The 21,515-nt window shown below is 55.1% G+C and carries 18 protein-coding genes; 11 read left to right on the top strand and 7 right to left on the bottom strand.

Features of this window, described 5'->3' with window-relative positions:
- Positions 1-259 precede the first annotated feature (259 nt).
- The 8 genes from sspA (at position 260) to nanQ (ending at position 7,064) form a co-directional block, all read left to right on the top strand.
- On the top strand, positions 260-898 hold the full coding sequence (sspA, locus tag KP80_RS10640) for a stringent starvation protein SspA (protein WP_052283620.1): 639 nt from the start codon (positions 260-262) through the stop codon (positions 896-898).
- A 4-nt stretch (positions 899-902) separates the two neighbouring features.
- Positions 903-1,397 (top strand): ClpXP protease specificity-enhancing factor, encoded by a 495-nt coding sequence (sspB, locus tag KP80_RS10635; RefSeq protein WP_052283619.1) that lies wholly within the window; start codon positions 903-905, stop codon positions 1,395-1,397.
- 135 nt (positions 1,398-1,532) lie between these two features.
- Positions 1,533-2,306, top strand: coding sequence for a transcriptional regulator NanR (gene nanR / locus KP80_RS10630; protein WP_052283618.1), 774 nt, complete (start codon positions 1,533-1,535; stop codon positions 2,304-2,306).
- Between the two features lie 134 nt (positions 2,307-2,440).
- On the top strand, positions 2,441-3,334 hold the full coding sequence (nanA, locus tag KP80_RS10625) for an N-acetylneuraminate lyase (RefSeq protein WP_052283617.1): 894 nt from the start codon (positions 2,441-2,443) through the stop codon (positions 3,332-3,334).
- A gap of 109 nt (positions 3,335-3,443) precedes the next feature.
- A complete protein-coding gene (locus tag KP80_RS10620; RefSeq protein WP_052283616.1) occupies positions 3,444-4,934 on the top strand; it encodes an MFS transporter in 1,491 nt (496 codons plus the stop codon).
- Between the two features lie 44 nt (positions 4,935-4,978).
- The gene (locus KP80_RS10615) at positions 4,979-5,668 is read left to right on the top strand and encodes an N-acetylmannosamine-6-phosphate 2-epimerase (protein WP_052283615.1); all 690 of its coding nucleotides are present in this window, start codon (positions 4,979-4,981) and stop codon (positions 5,666-5,668) included.
- Positions 5,665-6,543, top strand: a complete 879-nt coding sequence (gene nanK, locus KP80_RS10610; RefSeq protein WP_052283614.1) for an N-acetylmannosamine kinase — start codon at positions 5,665-5,667, stop codon at positions 6,541-6,543. The genes KP80_RS10615 and nanK overlap by 4 nt, the downstream gene beginning before the upstream one ends.
- Positions 6,543-7,064: an N-acetylneuraminate anomerase gene (gene nanQ / locus KP80_RS10605; RefSeq protein ID WP_082221736.1), complete on the top strand. Its 522-nt coding sequence runs from the start codon at positions 6,543-6,545 to the stop codon at positions 7,062-7,064. The genes nanK and nanQ overlap by 1 nt, the downstream gene beginning before the upstream one ends.
- 94 nt (positions 7,065-7,158) lie before the next feature.
- On the opposite strand, the gene KP80_RS10600 is transcribed toward nanQ, so the two are convergent.
- The gene (locus KP80_RS10600) at positions 7,159-8,577 is read right to left on the bottom strand and encodes a glutamate synthase small subunit (protein ID WP_052283612.1); all 1,419 of its coding nucleotides are present in this window, start codon (positions 8,575-8,577) and stop codon (positions 7,159-7,161) included.
- Positions 8,578-8,586: 9 nt separating this feature from the next.
- A complete protein-coding gene (gltB, locus tag KP80_RS10595; protein WP_052283611.1) occupies positions 8,587-13,047 on the bottom strand; it encodes a glutamate synthase large subunit in 4,461 nt (1,486 codons plus the stop codon).
- A 683-nt stretch (positions 13,048-13,730) separates the two neighbouring features.
- Between gltB and KP80_RS10580 the strand changes: the two genes are divergently transcribed.
- The 3 genes from KP80_RS10580 to mtgA all read left to right on the top strand — a co-directional run bounded on the left by KP80_RS10580 (position 13,731) and on the right by mtgA (position 18,118).
- A complete protein-coding gene (locus tag KP80_RS10580) occupies positions 13,731-14,657 on the top strand; it encodes a TIGR01212 family radical SAM protein (RefSeq protein WP_156315641.1) in 927 nt (308 codons plus the stop codon).
- Between the two features lie 175 nt (positions 14,658-14,832).
- Positions 14,833-17,172: an aerobic respiration two-component sensor histidine kinase ArcB gene (arcB, locus tag KP80_RS10575; RefSeq protein WP_052283610.1), complete on the top strand. Its 2,340-nt coding sequence runs from the start codon at positions 14,833-14,835 to the stop codon at positions 17,170-17,172.
- Positions 17,173-17,398: 226 nt separating this feature from the next.
- Positions 17,399-18,118, top strand: a complete 720-nt coding sequence (gene mtgA / locus KP80_RS10570) for a monofunctional biosynthetic peptidoglycan transglycosylase (RefSeq protein WP_052283609.1) — start codon at positions 17,399-17,401, stop codon at positions 18,116-18,118.
- Positions 18,119-18,188: 70 nt separating this feature from the next.
- On the opposite strand, the gene npr is transcribed toward mtgA, so the two are convergent.
- The 5 genes from npr to rpoN all read right to left on the bottom strand — a co-directional run.
- Entirely contained in the window at positions 18,189-18,461 is a 273-nt protein-coding gene (gene npr, locus KP80_RS10565; protein WP_052283608.1) for a PTS phosphocarrier protein NPr, read from the bottom strand.
- Positions 18,458-19,312: an RNase adapter RapZ gene (rapZ, locus tag KP80_RS10560; protein WP_052283607.1), complete on the bottom strand. Its 855-nt coding sequence runs from the start codon at positions 19,310-19,312 to the stop codon at positions 18,458-18,460. The genes npr and rapZ overlap by 4 nt, the downstream gene beginning before the upstream one ends.
- 33 nt (positions 19,313-19,345) lie before the next feature.
- Entirely contained in the window at positions 19,346-19,834 is a 489-nt protein-coding gene (gene ptsN / locus KP80_RS10555; protein WP_052283606.1) for a PTS IIA-like nitrogen regulatory protein PtsN, read from the bottom strand.
- 57 nt (positions 19,835-19,891) lie between these two features.
- Positions 19,892-20,179, bottom strand: coding sequence for a ribosome hibernation promoting factor (gene hpf / locus KP80_RS10550; protein ID WP_052283605.1), 288 nt, complete (start codon positions 20,177-20,179; stop codon positions 19,892-19,894).
- Positions 20,180-20,201: 22 nt separating this feature from the next.
- Positions 20,202-21,515 (bottom strand): RNA polymerase factor sigma-54 (rpoN, locus tag KP80_RS10545; protein ID WP_052283604.1); only part of this gene is annotated, 1,314 nt, incomplete at its 5' end.

Raw genomic sequence — 21,515 nt, 5'->3', positions numbered from 1 at the left:
CCCGCCTCGGCGGGTTTTTTTATGCCCGCAACGTGGCGTGTACAGGCTCTTTTTCCGCTTTTCAAGAATCCCCTCACCACAAGCCGTTCAAAATCTGGTAGACTATCATCCAATTTTCTGCCCAAATGCGCGCGATTGTTCATTTTTTGTTTAGTTTATGAACGGGAATGTCGTCTAACGTGCAGATGAGGCTTATCATCTGGCTAGCCGCCGTTGTGGCTGGTAGCAGTACAAATTCTGATTATACCTGGAGGTTTTCATGGCTGTCGCTGCCAACAAACGTTCGGTAATGACGCTGTTTTCTGGTCCTACTGACATCTATAGCCATCAGGTCCGCATCGTGCTGGCTGAGAAAGGTGTGAGTTTTGAGATAGAGCACGTGGAAAAGGACAATCCACCACAGGATCTGATTGACCTCAACCCGAATCAAAGCGTTCCGACACTGGTAGACCGCGAGCTGACCCTTTGGGAATCTCGCATCATTATGGAATATCTCGATGAGCGTTTCCCTCATCCACCGCTGATGCCGGTTTATCCGGTTGCGCGTGGTGAAAGCCGTCTGTACATGCACCGTATCGAGAAAGACTGGTATTCACTGATGCACACCGTGATGAACGGTTCTGCCGCTCAGGCTGACGCAGCACGTAAACAGCTGCGTGAAGAGCTGCTGGCGATTGCGCCGGTCTTCACTCAGAAGCCGTTCTTCTTAAGTGACGAGTTCAGCATCGTTGACTGCTACCTGGCTCCGCTGCTGTGGCGTCTGCCGGTAATGGGTATTGAACTGGTTGGTGCCGGCGCGAAAGAGCTGAAAGGCTACATGACCCGCGTCTTTGAGCGTGACTCATTCCTTGCGTCCTTAACGGAAGCCGAGCGCGAAATGCGCATTGGCCGGGGCTAATTGAATGGACGTTTCACAGCTTTCTCCGCGTCGCCCGTATCTGCTTCGTGCGTTCTATGAGTGGCTGCTGGATAACCAGCTGACGCCACACCTGGTTGTTGATGTTATGCAGCCGGGAATAAACGTGCCGATGGAATACGCGCGTGATGGTCAGATTGTGTTGAACATTGCGCCACGCGCAGTGGGAAACCTTGAGCTGTCCAACGACGAAGTGCGCTTTAATGCGCGCTTTGGCGGCGTACCGCGTCAGGTTTCCGTACCGCTGGCTGCCGTATTGGCTATCTATGCGCGTGAGAACGGTGCTGGAACCATGTTTGAAGCTGAAGCGGCTTATGATGAAGACGCGGAAGGCTTTAACGACGATAGCGTGGAAAACGCTGGAAGCGAAACGGTCATGTCGATCATCGATGGCGACAAGCCGGACGATGACAACGACGATTCCCCGGACGATACGCCACCGCCGCGCGGTGGCCGACCGGCGCTCCGTGTCGTGAAGTAACGTAGAGAACAGACCCCATGGGTCTGTTTTTTTTCGGCCATACCTCTCTCGCCCCGCATTCATTTCCTCCGTACATTTTGTGATATGATGAAAACGCTGTAAATTTTCCCCATCTATCCAGGTTAAACGGTACCTATGAGCGCATTTGACTCCAACTCAGAAGAGACTATCGGCAACAGCCTGCGCCGCCGCCCGTTGGCGCGCAAAAAACTGTCTGACATGGTGGAAGAAGAGCTGGAACAGATGATTCGCCGCCGTGAATTTGGTGAGGAAGGACAGCTGCCGTCCGAGCGCGAGCTGATGGCGTTCTTCAACGTTGGCCGTCCCTCGGTGCGTGAAGCGCTGGCGGCGCTCAAACGTAAAGGGCTGGTGCAGATCAATAACGGTGAACGCGCGCGCGTATCGCGTCCTTCGGCGGACACCATCATTGGTGAACTCTCCGGTATGGCGAAAGATTTTCTCTCGCATCCCGGCGGTATTGCGCATTTTGAACAGCTGCGTCTGTTCTTCGAGTCCAGTCTGGTACGCTATGCCGCTGAGCATGCCACGGATGAACAAATTGCTCTGCTGAGCAAAGCGCTGGAGATCAACAGCCAGTCGTTGGATGATAACGCGCAGTTTATCCGTTCGGACGTCGACTTTCACCGCGTGCTGGCAGAGATCCCCGGCAACCCTATCTTTATGGCGATCCACGTGGCGCTGCTGGATTGGCTGATTGCAGCACGTCCTAAAGTGGCGGATCAGGAGCTTCACGAACATAACAGCGTCAGCTATCAACAGCATATTGCAATCGTTGATGCTATCCGTGCCCACGATCCGGAAGAAGCTGACCGCGCCCTGCAGGCCCACCTCAATAGCGTTTCTGCTACCTGGCACGCCTTCGGCAAAGCCAAAAAATCCCGTAAATGATCCTCGCATTGCGATCGGTTTAGTGAAGTCGATCGCACAATAAGCTTTCTGTATTACGCTGCTGCAAAAACTATCTGGTATAACAGGTATAAAGGTACACAGCTTATTCGATTAAATATCACTACGAGGTATGTATGGCTAACAATTTACGGGGCGTGATGCCCGCGCTTCTTACTCCTTTCGATGCCCAGCAGAAAATCGATCAGGCCAGTCTGCGCCGCCTGGTGCGCTTTAACATAGAGCAGGGTGTTGATGGGGTATATGTCGGTGGTTCAACCGGTGAGGCCTTTATCCAGAGCCTGGCAGAGCGTGAAGAAGTTCTTGAAATTGTGGCAGAAGAGGCCAAGGGAAAGATTACCTTAATTGCCCATGTTGGCTGTGTCAGCACGGCGGAAAGCCAACAGCTGGCGGCGGCGGCAAAGCGCTATGGATTTGATGCGGTCTCTGCGGTTACCCCGTTCTACTATCCGTTCAGCTTTGAAGAACACTGCGATCACTACCGTGCAATTATTGATTCAGCTGATGGATTACCGATGGTGGTCTACAACATTCCGGCGCTAAGTGGGGTAAAACTGACGCTGGATCAGATCAGCACGCTGGTAACGCTGCCGGGCGTTGGTGCATTGAAGCAAACCTCGGGCGATCTTTATCAAATGGATCAGATCCGCCGCGCGCATCCGGATCTGGTGCTTTACAACGGCTACGATGAAATCTTTGCATCTGGCCTGTTGGCCGGAGCGGACGGCGGTATCGGCAGTACCTATAACATTATGGGTTGGCGCTATATGGCGATTGTGCAGGCGCTGAAAGAGGGGGATATCGCGAAGGCGCAGCGCTGGCAGGTTGAGTGTAACAAGGTTATCGATCTGCTTATCAAAGTTGGCGTATTCCGTGGACTGAAAACGGTCTTGCACTACATGGATGTGGTTTCCGTTCCGCTGTGCCGCAAGCCGTTTGCGCCGGTGGATGAAAAATTCCTGCCGGAACTGAAAGCGCTGGCGCAGCAGTTGATGCAGGAGCGTGGTTAATACAGCGTGCCGACTCTCCCCCTATCTGAAATAGGGGGCCAGGGCGGGTGCAATCCCGCTCTCATTCATACCAAAGCGCGTGGGCATCGCCCACCGCGGGAGACTCACCATGAGTACAACGACCCAGAATATCCCGTGGTATCGCCATCTCAATCGGGCACAGTGGCGAGCATTTTCCGCCGCCTGGTTGGGGTATTTGCTTGATGGTTTTGATTTTGTCTTAATCGCACTGGTGCTGACCGAAGTACAGGGCGAGTTTGGTTTAACTACCGTTCAGGCGGCAAGCCTGATTTCTGCTGCCTTTATCTCCCGCTGGTTTGGCGGCCTGATGCTTGGCGCAATGGGCGATCGCTACGGCCGCCGTCTGGCGATGGTCACCAGCATTATCCTGTTTTCTGCGGGCACGCTCGCCTGCGGTTTTGCGCCGGGCTACACCTCTTTGTTTATCGCTCGTCTGGTTATCGGCATGGGGATGGCAGGGGAATACGGTTCCAGCGCGACCTATGTCATTGAAAGCTGGCCGAAGCAGCTGCGCAATAAGGCCAGTGGTTTCTTGATTTCCGGTTTCTCCGTAGGGGCGGTTATCGCGGCGCAGGTCTATAGCCTGGTCGTCCCGGTCTGGGGCTGGCGAGCGCTCTTCTTCATCGGCATTGTGCCGATCGTATTCGCCCTCTGGCTGCGTAAAAATATTCCGGAAGCGGAAGACTGGAAACAGAAGCATGAAGGCAAAGCGCCGGTACGCACCATGGTCGATATTCTCTACCGTGGCCAGCACCGGGTGATGAATATCATCATGACCTGTGTGGCAGGGGCGTCATTATGGTACTGCTTTGCCGGCGAAGCGCGTATTGCTGGGCTGGTGGCGCTGCTGGGTCTGGTCTGCGCCATTATCTTCATCAGTTTTATGGTCCAGAGCAGCGGTAAACGCTGGCCGACTGGGGTCATGTTGATGGTGGTGGTGCTGTTCGCCTTCCTTTACTCGTGGCCGATCCAGGCGTTACTGCCGACCTATCTCAAAACCGAGCTGGCCTATGACCCGCATACCGTAGCCAATGTGCTGTTCTTTAGCGGCTTTGGCGCGGCAGTCGGTTGCTGCGTAGGCGGTTTTCTCGGCGATTGGCTGGGTACCCGTAAAGCCTACGTTTGCAGCCTGTTGGCCTCGCAGCTGCTGATCATTCCGGTGTTTGCCATTGGCGGCACCAACGTGTGGGTGCTGGGCTTCTTGCTCTTCTTCCAGCAGATGCTGGGGCAAGGGATTTCGGGGATTCTACCCAAACTGATCGGTGGTTATTTCGATACCGATCAGCGTGCTGCGGGGCTGGGCTTTACCTATAACGTCGGTGCGTTGGGCGGCGCATTAGCACCAATTCTTGGCGCGCTGATCGCGCAACGGTTGGATCTGGGCACCGCGCTGGGTTCGCTCTCCTTCAGTCTGACCTTCGTGGTGATCCTACTGATCGGCCTCGATATGCCGACGCGCGTTCAGCGCTGGATCCGTCCGGAAGCGCTGCGCACCCATGATGCCATCGATGGCAGGCCGTTTAGCGGTGCCGTCCCTTTCGGCAGCAGTAAAAGTGATTTAGTGAAAAGTAAAAGTTAACCAGGGAGCCCGGCGTTTGCCGGGCAGTCCATGAGGATGTGATGATGTCTTTACTTGAACAGCTTAATGAACGAATTACGCAATCCGGTGGCCTGATCGTCTCCTGCCAGCCGGTTCCCAACAGCCCGCTGGATAAACCTGATATTGTGGCCGCGATGGCGCTGGCGGCAGAGCAGGCGGGTGCCGTAGCACTGCGTATCGAAGGTGTCGCCAATTTACGCGCCACGCGTGCAGTTGTATCCATCCCGATTATCGGCATTCTCAAACGCGATCTTGACGACTCGCCGGTGCGCATCACTCCTTACCTGGATGATGTCGCCTCGTTGGCGGCCGCCGGTGCCGATATTATCGCGATCGATGGCACCGATCGCCTCCGTCCGGCGAGCGTACCATCGCTAGTTGCGGCTATTCACCAGCACGGCTTATTGGCAATGGCGGATTGCTCAACCTTTGAAGATGGCATGGCATGTCAGCGGTTGGGGGCTGAGATTATTGGTACCACGCTTTCTGGGTATACCACGACGCAAACGCCTGACGAACCGGATTTCCAACTGGTGAAAGCGTTAAGCGATGCCGGCTGCCGGGTGATTGCCGAAGGGCGATACAACACGCCGGTGCAAGCGGCTCAAGCCATGCGTAATGGCGCGTGGGCAGTAACGGTCGGCTCTGCGATTACTCGTCTGGAGCATATCTGCCAGTGGTACAACACGGCGTTAAAACAGGCGGTGCTATGACAACACTGGCTATTGATATTGGCGGCACCAAACTGGCCGCCGCACTGGTGGATGATGCGCTGAATCTTGTTGAGCGCCGCGAGCTGCCCACGCCTGCCAGCCAAACCCCGGATGAGCTTCGAGCGGCTTTACAGACGCTGGTAGCACCGCTTTATCCGCGTGCGGATCGTGTGGCAATAGCGTCGACCGGGATTATTCGTGACGGCATTCTGCTGGCCATTAACCCGGATAATTTGGGCGGGCTACTCCATTTTCCGCTGACGGATACGTTGGCCGCGATAACCGGTTTGCCGGTACTGGCGGTGAATGACGCCCAGGCGGCGGCATGGGCGGAATACCGGGCATTGGGCGGCGATTATCGCGATATGGTGTTTATCACCGTCTCGACCGGCGTCGGCGGCGGCGTGGTGCTCGACGGTAAACTGGTTTGCGGTTGCGGTTGCGGTGGCCTGGCAGGGCATTTGGGCCATACGCTGGCCGACCCAAACGGACCGATGTGTGGCTGTGGCCGTCATGGCTGCGTGGAAGCAATTGCTTCCGGGCGTGGGATTGCCGCTGCCGCGCAGGGTGAGCTGACTGGCTGTGATGCGAAAACTATCTTTACCCGTGCAGGGGAGGGGGATCAGCAGGCGGCTCTGCTTATTCATCGTTCAGCGCAGGCGCTCGCGAGATTAATTGCCGATGTGAAGGCGACGACCGACTGCCTGTGCGTGGTGATTGGCGGCAGTGTTGGGCTTGCAGAAGGTTACCTGGCACAGGTTGAAACCTATTTAGCACAGGAGCCAGCGGCCTATCAGGTTAGGTTACAACCGGCACATTACCGGCATGACGCCGGATTACTGGGGGCCGCGCTGTTGGCCCAGGGAGATAAATGATGGTGATGGGTGACATTCAGACGCTGGGCTCTGCGGGGCTACATCCGATTTTGGTCGAAGCGCTTACGCTGGCGTTAACCGCTCGTCCGCAGGAAAAAGCGACGGGGCGCTATGAGCTGCGCGGCGACGATATTTTTATGAACGTCATGTCGTTTGCCACGCAGCCTGCAGAAAGCAAAAAAGCGGAGCTGCATGCACGATATGTTGATATCCAGCTTTTACTGAGCGGCGAGGAGCGGATTTTATTTGCTCGCGCAGGGGCCGCGAGACAGTGTGAAGCGTGGCATGAAGAAGAGGATTATCAGCTTTGTTCGGTAATGGAAAATGAGCAAAGTGTGACGCTAAGGCCAGGGATGTTCGCGGTGTTTATGCCGGGTGAGTCGCATAAGCCGGGATGTACGGTAGAGGTGGCAGGGGAGATTAAGAAGGTGGTAGTCAAAGTGCGTGCAGACGCCCTCACCCCGACCCTATCCCACGGTGATAGGGAGAAAACCGTAAACGCTCAGGAGTGGGCAAAATAGGTTTCTCTCCCACCGAGGGGAGAGAAAACCGTAAGCTTGAATATTGGCACTATCGATACCCTCTCCCTTAGGGAGAGGGTGAGGGAGAAAAGCGTTACACTTCCAGCCAGTTCATGATCCCATCAGCCGCTTTGCGACCTTCGGCGATAGCCGTCACCACCAGATCTGAACCACGTACGATGTCACCACCGGCAAAGATTTTCGGGTTGCTGGTCTGGAACGCATTCTCGTTACCTTCCGGCGCGACAATACGACCCTGAGAATCCAGCTCCACGCTGTGCTTCGCCAGCCACTCCATGCTGTGAGGACGGAAACCAAACGCCATTACCACCGCATCGGCCGGAACAACGTGTTCAGAACCGGCGACGATTTCCGCACGGCGACGGCCTTTCGCATCCGGCTGACCCATCTCAGTACGTGCCATTTTCACGCCGCACACTTTGCCATTGGCATTCACTTCCACACCCAGCGGCTGGACGTTGAACTGGAACTCGACGCCTTCTTCACGTGCGTTTTTCACTTCGCGTTTGGAACCCGGCATGTTCTCTTCGTCGCGGCGATAGGCGCAGATAACGTGAGTTGCATTCTGACGAATAGAAGTACGCACGCAGTCCATCGCCGTATCGCCACCGCCCAGTACGACGACGCGTTTGCCTTCCATCGTGACATACGGCTCTTCGGTGGTTTCACCAAAGCCCATAATCTGCTTAGTGTTGGCAATCAGGAACGGCAGCGCATCGAATACGCCAGAAGCATCTTCGTTCTCCAGCCCCCCGCGCATAGACTGATAGGTGCCGACGCCGAGGAATACCGCATCGTAATCCTTCAGCAGGTCATCCAACTGGACGTCACGGCCCACTTCGACATTAAGTTTGAACTCAATGCCCATGCCGGTGAAGATCTCACGGCGACGGGTCATGACCTCTTTCTCCAGCTTAAAGGCCGGGATACCGAAGGTCAGCAGACCGCCGATTTCCGGGTGGCGGTCAAAGACCACCGCCTTCACGCCGTTTCGGGTCAGCACATCGGCACAGGCGAGGCCTGCCGGGCCAGCACCGATGATGGCGACTTTCTTACCGGTCTGCTTCACGCCGGTGAGATCCGGACGCCAGCCCATTTCAAACGCTTTATCGTTGATATAGCGCTCGATGTTGCCGATGGTCACCGCACCGAACTCATCGTTCAGGGTACAGGAACCTTCGCACAGACGATCCTGCGGGCAAACGCGACCGCAGACTTCTGGCAGGGTGTTGGTCTGGTGCGACAGCTCAGCTGCCTCAAAAATACGCCCCTCGTTGGCCAGCTTCAGCCAGTTTGGAATGTAGTTATGCACCGGACATTTCCACTCGCAGTACGGGTTGCCGCAGGACAGGCAGCGATCTGCCTGTGCTTTGGCCTGACCTTCGGAAAACGGCTCGTAAATCTCGATAAATTCGATCTTGCGGATCTTCAGCGGCTTCTTCGGCGGATCAACGCGCTGCAGGTCGATAAATTGATAAACGTTCTGACTCATGATGACCCCTTACTGCGCCTGCACACGCAGCTCAGCTGCGCTACGACTACGATGACCCAACAGTGCTTTCACATCACTGGACTTCGGTTTAACCAGCGCGAATTTCGCGGAGAACGCCGGCCAGTTCGCCAGGATCTCTTCACCACGTGATGAACCGGTCAGCTGTACGTGCTCGGTAATCAGACCGCGCAGGTGCTCTTCGTGAATGGCCAGGGTTTCAACACCCAGCACTTCCACCAGTTCCGGGTTCACGCGTTTGCGGAAATCACCGTCTTCATCCAGTACGTAGGCGAAACCGCCCGTCATACCGGCGCCGAAGTTAACGCCTGTTTTACCGAGGATACAGACGATGCCACCGGTCATGTATTCACAACCGTTGTCGCCAATACCTTCAACGACGGTAATTGCGCCGGAGTTACGAACACCGAAGCGTTCGCCCGCACGGCCCGCGGCGTACAGACGACCACCGGTCGCGCCGTACAGACAGGTGTTACCGATAATGCTCGCTTCGTGGCTGCGGAAGGCTGAACCCACCGGAGGACGAATGGCCAACAGGCCGCCCGCCATGCCTTTACCGACATAGTCGTTGGCATCGCCGGTCAGGTACAGCTCAACGCCGCCGGCGTTCCACACGCCGAAGCTCTGGCCTGCGGTGCCGCTGAAGTGCGCTTTAATCGGGTCTGATGCCAGCCCCTGATCGCCGTGCGTCTGGGCAATATAACCAGACAGCGATGCGCCTACGGAACGGTCGGTGTTGCGAATATCGAACCAGAAGGTTTTGCTCTGGCGCTCATCGACAAACGGTTTCGCCTGCTGCAATAGCTGTGCGTTCAGCACGCCGTTATCGAACGGCGGGTTGTTCTCGGTGCAGAACAGCGCTTTACCCGGATGCGGCTCAGCGGTTTCCAGCAAACGAGACAGCTCCAGCTTCTGCTGCTTGGCGGTGAAGCCTTCCAGCTCTTTGAGCAGGTCGGTACGACCAATCAGATCCACCAGGCGGGTTACGCCCAGGCTTGCCATCAGCTCACGCACTTCGCGGGCGATAAATTCAAAGTAGTTGGTCACTTTGAACGGCAGACCGTGGTAGTGGTTCTTACGCAGTTTGTCGTCCTGGGTTGCTACGCCGGTTGCGCAGTTGTTGAGGTGACAAATACGCAGATATTTACAGCCCAGCGCGACCATTGGGCCGGTACCGAAGCCGAAGCTTTCTGCACCCAGAATCGCGGCTTTGATGATGTCCACGCCCGTTTTCAGGCCGCCATCAACCTGCAGACGGATCTTGTGACGCAGGCCGTTAGCGACCAGCGCCTGCTGGGTTTCAACCAGACCCAGTTCCCACGGGCAGCCCGCGTATTTCACGGAAGAAAGTGGGCTTGCCCCGGTACCACCGTCGTAACCGGCGATGGTGATCAGGTCTGCATAGGCTTTGGCTACGCCGGTGGCGATGGTGCCGACGCCCGGTTCGGAAACAAGTTTCACGGAGATCATCGCTTTCGGGTTGACCTGTTTTAAGTCGAAAATCAGCTGCGCCAGGTCCTCGATAGAGTAGATATCGTGGTGCGGCGGTGGGGAGATCAGCGTCACGCCCGGTACCGAATAACGCAGTTTGGCGATGTACGGCGTGACTTTATCACCCGGCAGCTGACCGCCTTCGCCCGGTTTTGCACCCTGAGCGACTTTAATCTGAATCACGTCGGCATTGACCAGATACGCTGGTGTCACGCCGAAACGACCGGAAGCCACCTGCTTGATGCGCGACACTTTATTGGTGCCGTAGCGCGCCGGGTCTTCGCCGCCTTCGCCGGAGTTAGAGTTGCCGCCGATGCTGTTCATCGCTTCCGCCAGCGCTTCGTGCGCTTCCGGGCTCAACGCACCGATAGACATCGCTGCCGTATCGAAACGCTTGAACAGTGAACTGGCAGGCTCGACGTCGGCCAGATCGACGGTATCGCCGTTCAGGGCAATCGCCAACAGATCGCGCAGGGTTGCCGCTGGACGTTCGTTCACCAGCTTGGCGTATTCCTGATAATCGCTGTACTCGCCGCTTTGTACTGCCTGTTGCAGAGTGCGCACCACGTCTGGGTTATAGGCGTGATACTCGCCACCATGGACGTACTTCAGCAGGCCGCCCTGATCCAGCGGTTTACGCGCCAGCCAGGCGCGCTTCGACAGGTTCAACAGATCCTGCTGGAAGTCCTCAAAGCCAGCGCCGCCGATACGGCTAACCACGCCCTGGAAGCAGTTGCTGACCACGTCATCGTGCAGGCCAACGGCTTCAAACAGTTTGGAGCAGCGGTAAGAGGCAATGGTCGAGATGCCCATTTTGGACATGATCTTGTACAGGCCTTTGTTGATGCCGTTACGGTAGTTCAGCATCACCGTACGGTAATCTTTTTCGATAGCATGGGTGTCAATCAGGCGTCCCAGCGTTTCGTAGGCCAGATATGGATAGATAGCCGTGGCGCCAAAGCCCAGCAGCACCGCAAAGTGGTGCGGGTCACGGGCGCTGGCGGTTTCCACGATGATGTTGGCATCGCAGCGCAGGCTCTTATCCACCAGGCGTGCCTGAACCGCGCCCACCGCCATTGGTGCCGGTACCGGCAGGCGATTTTTAGCGATGTTACGGTCAGAAAGTACCAGCAGAACGGTGCCGTCGCGAACCATCTGTTCCGCTTTATCGCACAGCGCTTTTACCGTCTCTTCGAGGCTGCTTTCGGTCACATCGAAGGTGATATCCAGCGTGTCAGCGCGGTAATGTTCCTCTTTCATCGTGGTGAGCTGATTGAAATCGGAGTACAGCAGAATCGGCGATTTGAAGCTCAGACGGTGTGCCTGGCCTTCCGCTTCGCAGAAGACGTTCATTTCACGGCCGATGCTGGTGGCCAGAGACATCACGTGCGCTTCACGCAGCGGGTCAATTGGCGGGTTGGTGACCTGCGCAAACTGCTGACGGAAGTAGTCATAAATAATGCGTGGCTGGCTGGAGAGTACGGCAAACGGCGTATCATCGCCCATTGAGCCAACCGCTTCCTGGCCGTTTTCGCCGAGTACACGGAGAACGGAATCCAGCTCTTCGGCGCTGTAGTTAAACTGCTTCTGGTAACTGGCGAGCGTATCGTCGTCCAGTTCGCGGCTGCCGACTTCTTCGTTCGGCAGATCTTCAAACGGTACCAGACGGCGGACGTTTTTCTCCATCCACTCTTTGTACGGGTGGCGGCTTTTCAGATCGTCATCGGTTTCTGCCGAGTGCAGAATGCGGCCGGAACGGGTGTCGATAACCATCAGCTCGCCTGGGCCTACGCGGCCTTTTTCCACCACTTCGTCAGGCTGGTAGTCCCAGATACCGACTTCAGAGGCGCAGGTAATGAGCTTATCTTTAGTGATGACGTAGCGCGCCGGGCGCAGACCGTTACGGTCCAGGTTACAGGCGGCATAGCGACCGTCGGACATGACGATACCCGCAGGGCCGTCCCACGGCTCCATGTGCATGGAGTTAAAGTCGAAGAAGGAGCGCAGGTCCGGATCCATATCCGGGTTGTTCTGCCAGGCCGGTGGAACCAGTAAGCGCATGGCGCGAATGATGTCCATACCGCCGGCCAGCAGCAGTTCCAGCATGTTATCCATGGAGCTGGAGTCGGAGCCGGTTTCATTGACGAACGGTGCGGCGTCATGCAAATCCGGGATCAGCGGGGTCTGGAATTTATAGGTACGGGCGCGTGCCCACTGGCGGTTACCGGTAATGGTATTGATTTCGCCGTTGTGCGCCAGATAGCGGAACGGCTGTGCCAGCGGCCAGCGCGGCACGGTGTTGGTGGAGAAGCGCTGGTGGAACAGGCAAATGGCTGATTCCAGACGCAGGTCCGCAAGATCCAGGTAGAAGCGCGGCAAGTCCGCCGGCATACACAGACCTTTATAGATATTGACCAGGTTAGACAGGCTACAAACGTAGAAGTCTTTATCTTCCTGGAGACGTTTTTCGATACGGCGACGCGCGATGAACAGGCGGCGTTCCATATCACGCGGGCGCCAACCCGCAGGGGCGTTGACGAAAATCTGCTCAATACGTGGCAAAGAGGAGAGGGCGATTTCACCCAGCACGCCTTCATTGGTTGGCACATCGCGCCAGCCGACGATAGACAGCGTCTCGCGCTGCAGCTCTTCTTCGACAATATGACGGGCAGCGGCGGCCAGTTCAGGATCTTTATTAAGGAACAACATCCCGACGGCATAGTTTTTCGCTAAGCGCCAGCCGCGCTCTTCGGCGACGATGCGAAAGAAACGGTCAGGTTTTTGCAACAGCAGACCACAACCATCGCCAGTTTTACCATCAGCGAGGATTGCCCCACGGTGCTGCATGCGGGCCAGTGCGTGTATAGCGGTACGCACTACCTTGTGGCTAGGTTCGCCTTCTATGTGGGCGATCAGGCCGAAACCACAGTTATCCCTCTCAAGGGATTTATCGTACAACATATCAGTGAACCTCCCCAGGCTCTACGGGAGACCCTCTTAATCGATTGCGCGCAAGGCACAGCAAGAGCATGGCGACGGGGTAAGGCATTCTTTGCCTACCTCGCATTCGCCCTCTTTTATCCTTTTCGCGTAGGTCACACAAGTTTGAGGACTTGCTTAAGAGGGAATCTCAATTACTGCATAAATATGATGAGCAGGCTGCTCATCCAGAAAGCTTCCAGCGGATTTCCAAGTTATCGGGAATCGATACATAGGTCAAATGGCAATCTTATTTATACAAAAATGTGCTATAGGTCGATTAAGGCAATGAATAGTAAAGAAAATATGACGTTTTCATCTCGTGGGATACGGAATGAAGGGGCGGAGTGAGTGTGATCTGTCTCACTATATGAAAGCGCTGTGATAATCGTTATGCGCTGTTTTACTCGTATTAAGTAGCATTTAATGCTGGCAATGAGTGTGGGGATATAGGATCACTCTGTTTTTCAGCGCCGCGCGGATTAGTGCAAATTTGTCGCCAGATATAAGCAAAAATAATCTCATTACTTGTGAATGAAATTGCAGTTATTTTGATTTGTTATGCAATGAGGTAAACGGTCTTCATGGCGATTGATCCAGGTCATCGCCGATCGAGACTAAAAATGGCAGGCTTGGCCCCTTTCTTCAGGCCGGTCTATCAGATTATGCAGTTACAAAAATTAGTCAATATGTTTGGTGGCGATCTTACGCGTCGATATGGCGAAAAGGTCCATAAACTGACGCTGCATGGTGGATTTAGCTGCCCGAATCGCGATGGCACCATCGGGCGCGGAGGTTGCACGTTCTGTAACGTGGCCTCTTTTGCCGATGAAGCACAGCAGCATAAGTCAATTGCCGACCAGCTGGCGCATCAGGCGCAGCTGGTAAACCGCGCCAAACGTTATCTGGCCTATTTCCAGGCTTATACCAGTACCTTTGCCGAAGTGCAGGTGCTGCGTTCGATGTATCAACAGGCAGTAAGCCAGGCCAATATCGTCGGCCTGTGCGTCGGGACACGGCCGGACTGCGTCCCGGAAGCGGTTCTCGATTTGCTGAGCGAATATCACGAGCAGGGCTACGAAGTGTGGCTGGAACTGGGGCTGCAAACTGCGCACGATAAAACTCTGCATCGTATTAATCGCGGGCATGATTTCGCCTGCTACCAGCAAACCACACGGCTGGCGCGTGAGCGCGGCCTGAAGGTGTGCAGCCACCTCATTGTTGGTCTGCCGGGCGAAGGGCAGGGAGAGTGTCTGGAGACGCTTAAACAGGTCGTTGAGACCGGTGTCGACGGTATTAAGCTACACCCGCTGCATATCGTGACCGGCAGTATTATGGCAAAGGCCTGGGAAGCCGGGCGCCTGAACGGTATCGAACTGGAGGATTATACGGTCACCGCCGGTGAGATGATCCGCCACACGCCGCCGGAGGTGATTTATCACCGCATCTCCGCCAGCGCCCGCCGCCCAACGCTGCTGGCGCCGCTGTGGTGTGAAAATCGTTGGACCGGGATGGTCGAGCTGGATAAGTACCTCAATGAGCACGGCGTGCAGGGATCGGCACTGGGTACGCCATGGGTGCAGCCGGGCTGATAAAGACTGGCGACGCACTTCGCTCACCCCAGACGCTGCGCTGGGGTCTGCCTTCCGCTGACTATTCGTTTGCTGCCGGGCATTTCACAGATAATCCCCGCATTTTTCGCACAACCTTCAACGCGTTGCTCAGAATTAGGTATTATTGAGCGATGTCGTTGTTAAGGAACTCCTCATGAAGCAAATCCGTATGCTGGCACAGTACTACGTCGACCTGATGATGAAGCTGGGTCTGGTACGTTTCTCCCTGCTGCTGGCGCTGGCGCTGGTGGTTTTGGCCATCGTCGTACAAATGGCGGTGACCATGGTGCTGCATGGCCAGGTCGAAAGTATTGACGTTATTCGCTCCATCTTCTTTGGTCTGCTGATCACCCCTTGGGCGGTCTATTTCCTTTCGGTCGTCGTGGAACAGCTTGAGGAGTCGCGACAGCGACTGTCCCGTCTGGTCGAGAAGCTGGAAGAGATGCGCGAGCGCGATCTGAAGCTGAACGTTCAGCTTAAGGACAACATCTCCCAGCTGAATCAGGAAATTAGCGACCGTGAGAAAGCCGAGGCCGAGCGTCAGGTGACGCTGGAACAGCTGAAAGTTGAAATGCAGGAGCGTGAAGAGACGCAGATCCGCCTCGAGCAGCAGTCGTCTTTCCTCCGCTCTTTCCTTGATGCTTCACCGGATTTGGTTTTCTACCGTAATGAAGATAAAGAGTTTTCCGGCTGTAACCGTGCAATGGAACTGCTGACAGGCAAAAGTGAAAAGCAGCTGATCCACCTGCACCCGGAAGATGTGTATACGCCAGAAGCGGCGGCAAAAGTCATCGAAACCGATGAGAAGGTCTTCCGCCACAATGTTTCGCTTACCTACGAGCAGTGGCTCGATTATCCCGATGGGCGTAAAGCCTGCTTTGAAATCCGTAAAGTGCCGTACTACGACCGCGTGGGGAAACGTCACGGTTTGATGGGCTTTGGCCGTGATATCACTGAGCGTAAGCGCTATCAGGATGCGCTTGAACGCGCCAGCCGCGATAAAACCACATTTATTTCCACTATCAGCCATGAACTGCGTACGCCGCTCAACGGTATCGTTGGGCTGAGCCGTATTCTGCTCGACACCCATTTGACCGCTGAGCAGGAGAAATACCTTAAAACGATCCACGTTTCTGCGGTGACCCTGGGTAATATCTTTAACGATATTATCGACATGGACAAAATGGAGCGTCGTAAAGTCCAGTTGGATAACCAGCCTGTCGACTTCACCGGCTTCCTGGCCGACCTGGAAAACCTCTCCGGTCTGCAGGCGCAGCAGAAAGGGCTCCGCTTTGTGATGGAGCCGACGCTACCGCTGCCGCATAAAGTCATCACCGACGGTACCCGTCTGCGCCAGATCTTGTGGAATCTTATCAGCAATGCCGTGAAATTCACCCAGCAGGGCAATGTTGTGGTGCGCGTTCGCTACGATGAGGGCGACATGCTGCACTTTGAGGTTGAGGATTCTGGTATCGGTATCCCGCAGGAAGAGCAGGACAAAATCTTCGCCATGTATTATCAGGTGAAAGACAGCCAGGGCGGTAAACCGGCAACCGGCACCGGGATTGGCCTTGCTGTCTCACGCCGTTTGGCGAAAAGCATGGGCGGTGACATTGAAGTTTCCAGCCAGCCAGGACACGGTTCGACCTTTATTCTGACCGTCCACGCACCGGCCGTTGCGGAAGAAGTGGAAGACGCGTTTGAAGAAGACGACATGCCACTGCCGGCTCTGCACGTGCTGTTGGTTGAAGATATTGAGCTCAACGTGATTGTCGCCCGCTCGGTACTCGAGAAGCTGGGTAATAGCGTCGATGTTGCGATGACCGGTAAAGAGGCGCTAGAGAAGTTTACGCCAGGCGAATATGACCTGGTGCTGCTGGATATTCAGTTACCGGATATGACCGGCCTGGATATTTCTCGCGAGCTGACGCGTAAATACCACGCTGACGATCTGCCGCCGCTGGTGGCGTTGACGGCTAACGTACTGAAAGACAAAAAAGAGTATATGGATGCCGGCATGGACGACGTGCTGAGCAAGCCGCTTTCGGTACCGGCCCTGACGGCGATGATCAAGAAATTCTGGGATACCGTTGAAGACGAAGAGGAGAGTGCCGTGACCCCTGTTGAGAGTGGTAAATCGCAGCAGTTGCTGGATATTCCGATGCTGGAACAGTACATCGAGCTGGTAGGACCGAAGTTGATTACCGATGGTTTGGCTGTGTTTGAGAAGATGATGCCGGGCTACCTGGCGGTTCTGGAATCGAATCTGACGGCCCGGGATAAGAAAGGCATCGTTGAGGAAGGGCATAAAATCAAAGGTGCCGCCGGTTCTATCGGTTTGCGTCATCTTCAACAGCTTGGGCAGCAGATTCAGTCCCCCGATCTTCCTGCGTGGTCTGATAACGTTGGTGAATGGGTTGAAGAGATGAAGTCCGAGTGGCAGCACGATGTTGCGGTGCTGAAAGCTTGGGTAGCGGCGGCTGGAAAAAAATGACCCCGGTCAAGCCGGGGTGCGCGAATACTGCGCCAACACCAGGGAACTGGTGGTTGCGTCAGGTACTTGACATGATTTTGATTTTTTTGACACAACCTGAATTACGATTGCACGCTCAATAAGATAGCAAATCTTAAAATGATTGTTACGTGAATCAGTAAAATGTGTGAACCATAGCGTCTTAATCAGAAATATTAATCAGTGTCAGAGGGTTAGCGTGAGGAAGATGGCTTTAAGAAGAGTAGCGTGGCTTAAACGTCTGTTAGGGCGTCTGTTGTTGCTGCTGGTGCTTTTCTGGGGCGGTGGCATTGCGTTATTCAGCATTGTGCCGGTCCCATTTTCCGCTGTGATGGTTGAACGCCAACTGGGGGCGTGGCTAACGGGAAACTTTAGCTACGTTGCTCATTCGGATTGGGTCAGCATGGATGAGATGTCACCGTGGATGGGACTGGCGGTGATTGCCGCGGAAGACCAGAAATTCCCGGATCACTGGGGGTTTGATGTCTCGGCGATTGAAAAAGCGCTCGCCCATAATGAGCAAAATGAAAATCGTATCCGTGGGGCTTCCACGCTGTCGCAGCAAACGGCGAAGAATCTGTTTCTGTGGGATGGCCGCAGCTGGGTGCGTAAAGGCTTTGAAGCTGGCCTGACGCTGGGTATTGAAACCGTGTGGAGTAAGAAGCGTATTCTGACCGTCTATTTGAATATTGCCGAATTTGGCGAGGGTGTATTTGGTGTTGAAGCGGCATCCCAGCGCTACTTCCATAAACCGGCCAGCAAAATGACGATGGCGGAAGCGGCGCTGTTGGCTGCTGTGCTGCCAAACCCGATTCGTTTTAAGGCGAATGCGCCGTCAGGCTATGTACGCAGTCGCCAGGCGTGGATTTTACGTCAAATGAGGCAGTTGGGTGGAGAAGGGTTTATGCGGGAGAATAAGCTGTATTAGTCTGAGCGAGCCTGATGCGTAGGGCGCTATCAGGCTCGTCGTCGAGCGGCGGTGCAAGCGCCCATTCGGGCTAGTCTTCGTCGAAGCCGGCGTTAAACAGCGCGATTACCGCCGCCAGCGCTTCCACTTCCTGTGGCCCGGTGGCCTCGACTTCAATCTGACGCCCTTTCGCAGAGTCCAGCATCAGCAGCGCAATCACGCTGTTGGCTTCTGCTTCAGTTCCTTCATCATTACGCAGCAGTACTTCCGCATCGAAATCCTGCATCAGTTCAAACAGTTTCATGGCCGGGCGTGCATGCATGCCCAGCTTATTGGTGATTTCAACGGTTTGCTTTACGGTCATGATTTACGTTTTTCCAGCGTCCGATGACGAGACTGCACGTTCTTACCGCGTGAACGGAAGTAGTCAGCCAGCTGCTCGGCAACATACACCGAACGGTGCTTACCGCCGGTACAACCAATAGCTACCGTCAGATAACTACGGTTGTTGGTTTCCAGCATAGGTAACCATAGCTCAAGATAGCTGCGGGTTTGATAAATAAAGTTGTGTACTTCTGTGTGGCGGTCGAGGAAGGCGGCCACCGGTTTGTCGAGCCCGGTCATTGGACGCAGCTTCGGATCCCAGTGCGGGTTCGGCAGGAAGCGGACGTCAAAGACGTAATCGGCATCGATAGGAATACCGTGCTTGAAGCCGAAGGATTCGAACACCATCGTCAGCTCGCGCTCACGTTTACCCAGCAGGCGGGTACGAAGCATTTCGGCTAGCTCGTGAACGGACATCTCAGAAGTATCAACGATCAGGTCGGCGCGTGAACGCAGCGGTTCCAGCAGGTTGCTCTCTTCATCGATGGCGCTTTCCAGCGACAGGTTTTTGCTTGAGAGCGGGTGCAGGCGACGGGTGTCGCTGTAGCGGCGAATCAGCGTATTACGGTCGGCATCGAGGAACAGCAGCTGAGGGGAGAAGTTCTCCGGCAGATTTTCCATCGCCCGTTCGAAGATTTCCGGTGATTCAGGCATGTTACGTACGTCGATGCTGACGGCAGCCGATATTTCACGGTCGGCCAGCGTTTTTGCCAGCTCCGGCAGCAGCACCACCGGCAGGTTATCGACGCAGTAAAACCCCATATCTTCCAGCGCGCGCAGGGCAACAGATTTTCCCGAGCCAGAGCGGCCGCTGACGATCATCAGTACCATGTACCGTTTCTCCTCAGTACGATGTGATGTCCATTATGCATCATCGTGGGTTTCCGTATCGGTGATGATTTGATACAGCTCTTCGTCACTCTGCGCTGAGCGCAGGCGGCGACAAATGGTTTTATCCGCCAGACGTTTTGCCACCAAAGAGAGCGTATGCAGGTGCGTTTTAGTCTGGTCGGCTGGCACCAGCAGGGCAAACAGCAGGTCAACCGGCTGATTGTCGATGGCGTCGAAGGCGATCGGCGTTTCCAGCTGCACAAAGACACCTACCGCGCGCAGCGTATCCTCTTCCAGTTTACCGTGAGGAATGGCGATGCCGTTGCCGATGCCAGTACTGCCCATTTTCTCACGGGTCAGAATAGCTTCGAACACCACCTGCGGAGGCAGGCTAAGCTGTTTAGCCGCCAGCTCGCTGATGATTTCCAGCGCACGTTTTTTACTCTGACAGTGCACAGCACTGCGGGTACATTCCTGGTTAAGGACGTTGCTCAGTTGAAGAGCGGAATCGTTATTTGTCATAATTTCACCTAAGCACCGCCCGATATGCGGGGGCATATCGGGCGATCGCTCGGACAATCAGTGTTGTTTTAGTTTATCTTTGTGTTTGTTCAACTGTCTCGACAGTTTGTCGATCAAGCCGTCGATGGCGGCGTACATATCTTTCCCTTCCGCGCTGGCGTGAAGCTCGCCGCCGTTAACATGCAATGTTGCATCCGAGATGTGCGTCAATTTCTCCACTTTTAACACAATATAGACCTGATTGATCCTTTCGAAATACTGTTCGAGCTTAACGAATTTCGTGTTCACGAATTCACGCATCGCTTCGGTAATTTCGACGTTGTGTCCAGTGATGTTGAGCTGCATAGTGTCTTCCTTATCAGTAGAGTCAGACCAGTTGTTTACGCTGGTTTGACGGCGGGATGGATAAAGACTCTCGGTACTTTGCAACGGTACGCCGTGCCACCATGATACCCTGTTCAGAGAGCATGGTGGTCAGTTTACTGTCGCTCAGTGGTTTTGCGGGATTTTCCGCGGCAATCAATTTCTTCACCAACGCGCGAATCGCCGTGGACGAGGCTTCGCCGCCGCCTTCGGTGCTCACGTGACTGGAGAAGAAATACTTAAGCTCAAAAATGCCCCGTGGGCTATGCAAATACTTCTGCGTGGTAACACGCGAAATCGTGGACTCGTGCATCTCGACAGTCTGGGCGATATCCGCCAGCACCATCGGTTTCATATGTTCTTCGCCGAGATCGAAAAAGGCCTGCTGCTGTTCAACGATGCAGCGGCTGACGCGCAGTAGCGTGTCGTTACGACTCTCAAGGCTCTTAATCAGCCATTTGGCATCCTGCAGATTGCTGCGGATAAACTGGCTGTCGGCATCGTTGCGGGCGTTATTGCACATGCCTGCGTAGTGCTGATTTATCTGCAAACGCGGAATACTGTCGGCATTCAGCTCAACCATCCAGCGGCCGTTAACCTTACGGACCAGCACGTCAGGGATCACGTATTCCGGCTCACCGGTTTGGATCGACTGACCTGGGCGCGGATCTAACGATTGAATCAGATCGACGGCTTCTTTTAGCACGTCTTCTTTCAGACGCGTGACGCGCATCAGTGAGCGGAAGTCATGATTGGCAAGAAGATCGAGATGCTCGGAGATGATCAGCCGTGCTTCGGTGATGCGCGGCGTATCGGGCGTAAATTGAGAAAGTTGGATCAGCAGGCAGTCACGCAGATCTTTTGCCGCCACGCCGACCGGATCGAAGCGCTGAATGCGTTTAAGCACTGCTTCCACTTCATCAAGGCCGATTTCGTCATTGCCGATGCTTTCGCGAATATCTTCCAGCGTGACGGTGAGGTAGCCTGTTTCATCAACAGCATCGACAATCGAGGTGGCAATGGCGCGGTCGGTATCGGTAAACGGCGTTAACTCCACCTGCCACATCAGATAGTCCTGTAAGGACTGGGTGGTTTCACCCTGATAAACCGGCAGTTCGTCGTCCTGATAATCCGCACCGGTGCCCGATGGCGTTCCGGCGGTGTAAATTTCATCCCAGCTGGCGTCGAGCGGCAGCTCTTCGGGCATTTCCGTTTTTTCCAATGCGTCCACGCTGTCCAGCGTTTCGGTATCGGCGGTTTCCTGGGTTTCAACTTCCTCATGAAGATCGGTTTGCTCAAGCAGGGGGTTACTTTCCAG

The sequence above is a fragment of the Kluyvera genomosp. 1 genome, assembly GCF_001266615.1.
Lineage (GTDB): Bacteria > Pseudomonadota > Gammaproteobacteria > Enterobacterales > Enterobacteriaceae > Kluyvera > Kluyvera cryocrescens_A.
This window is presented reverse-complemented; position numbering and strand designations above follow the sequence as displayed.

What these genes read in the sequence shown, in the direction of transcription:
- sspB (WP_052283619.1), top strand. Translation starts at nt 903, where the DNA reads ATGGACGTTTCACAGCTTTCTCCGCGTCGCCCGTATCTGCTTCGTGCG.
- sspA (WP_052283620.1), top strand. Translation starts at nt 260, where the DNA reads ATGGCTGTCGCTGCCAACAAACGTTCGGTAATGACGCTGTTTTCTGGT.
- hpf (WP_052283605.1), bottom strand. Translation starts at nt 20,179, where the DNA reads ATGCAGCTCAACATCACTGGACACAACGTCGAAATTACCGAAGCGATG.
- KP80_RS10615 (WP_052283615.1), top strand. Translation starts at nt 4,979, where the DNA reads ATGTCTTTACTTGAACAGCTTAATGAACGAATTACGCAATCCGGTGGC.
- arcB (WP_052283610.1), top strand. Translation starts at nt 14,833, where the DNA reads ATGAAGCAAATCCGTATGCTGGCACAGTACTACGTCGACCTGATGATG.
- rapZ (WP_052283607.1), bottom strand. Translation starts at nt 19,312, where the DNA reads ATGGTACTGATGATCGTCAGCGGCCGCTCTGGCTCGGGAAAATCTGTT.
- KP80_RS10580 (WP_156315641.1), top strand. Translation starts at nt 13,731, where the DNA reads ATGCAGTTACAAAAATTAGTCAATATGTTTGGTGGCGATCTTACGCGT.
- ptsN (WP_052283606.1), bottom strand. Translation starts at nt 19,834, where the DNA reads ATGACAAATAACGATTCCGCTCTTCAACTGAGCAACGTCCTTAACCAG.
- nanK (WP_052283614.1), top strand. Translation starts at nt 5,665, where the DNA reads ATGACAACACTGGCTATTGATATTGGCGGCACCAAACTGGCCGCCGCA.
- gltB (WP_052283611.1), bottom strand. Translation starts at nt 13,047, where the DNA reads ATGTTGTACGATAAATCCCTTGAGAGGGATAACTGTGGTTTCGGCCTG.
- nanR (WP_052283618.1), top strand. Translation starts at nt 1,533, where the DNA reads ATGAGCGCATTTGACTCCAACTCAGAAGAGACTATCGGCAACAGCCTG.
- npr (WP_052283608.1), bottom strand. Translation starts at nt 18,461, where the DNA reads ATGACCGTAAAGCAAACCGTTGAAATCACCAATAAGCTGGGCATGCAT.
- mtgA (WP_052283609.1), top strand. Translation starts at nt 17,399, where the DNA reads ATGGCTTTAAGAAGAGTAGCGTGGCTTAAACGTCTGTTAGGGCGTCTG.
- KP80_RS10600 (WP_052283612.1), bottom strand. Translation starts at nt 8,577, where the DNA reads ATGAGTCAGAACGTTTATCAATTTATCGACCTGCAGCGCGTTGATCCG.
- nanQ (WP_082221736.1), top strand. Translation starts at nt 6,543, where the DNA reads ATGGTGATGGGTGACATTCAGACGCTGGGCTCTGCGGGGCTACATCCG.
- KP80_RS10620 (WP_052283616.1), top strand. Translation starts at nt 3,444, where the DNA reads ATGAGTACAACGACCCAGAATATCCCGTGGTATCGCCATCTCAATCGG.
- nanA (WP_052283617.1), top strand. Translation starts at nt 2,441, where the DNA reads ATGGCTAACAATTTACGGGGCGTGATGCCCGCGCTTCTTACTCCTTTC.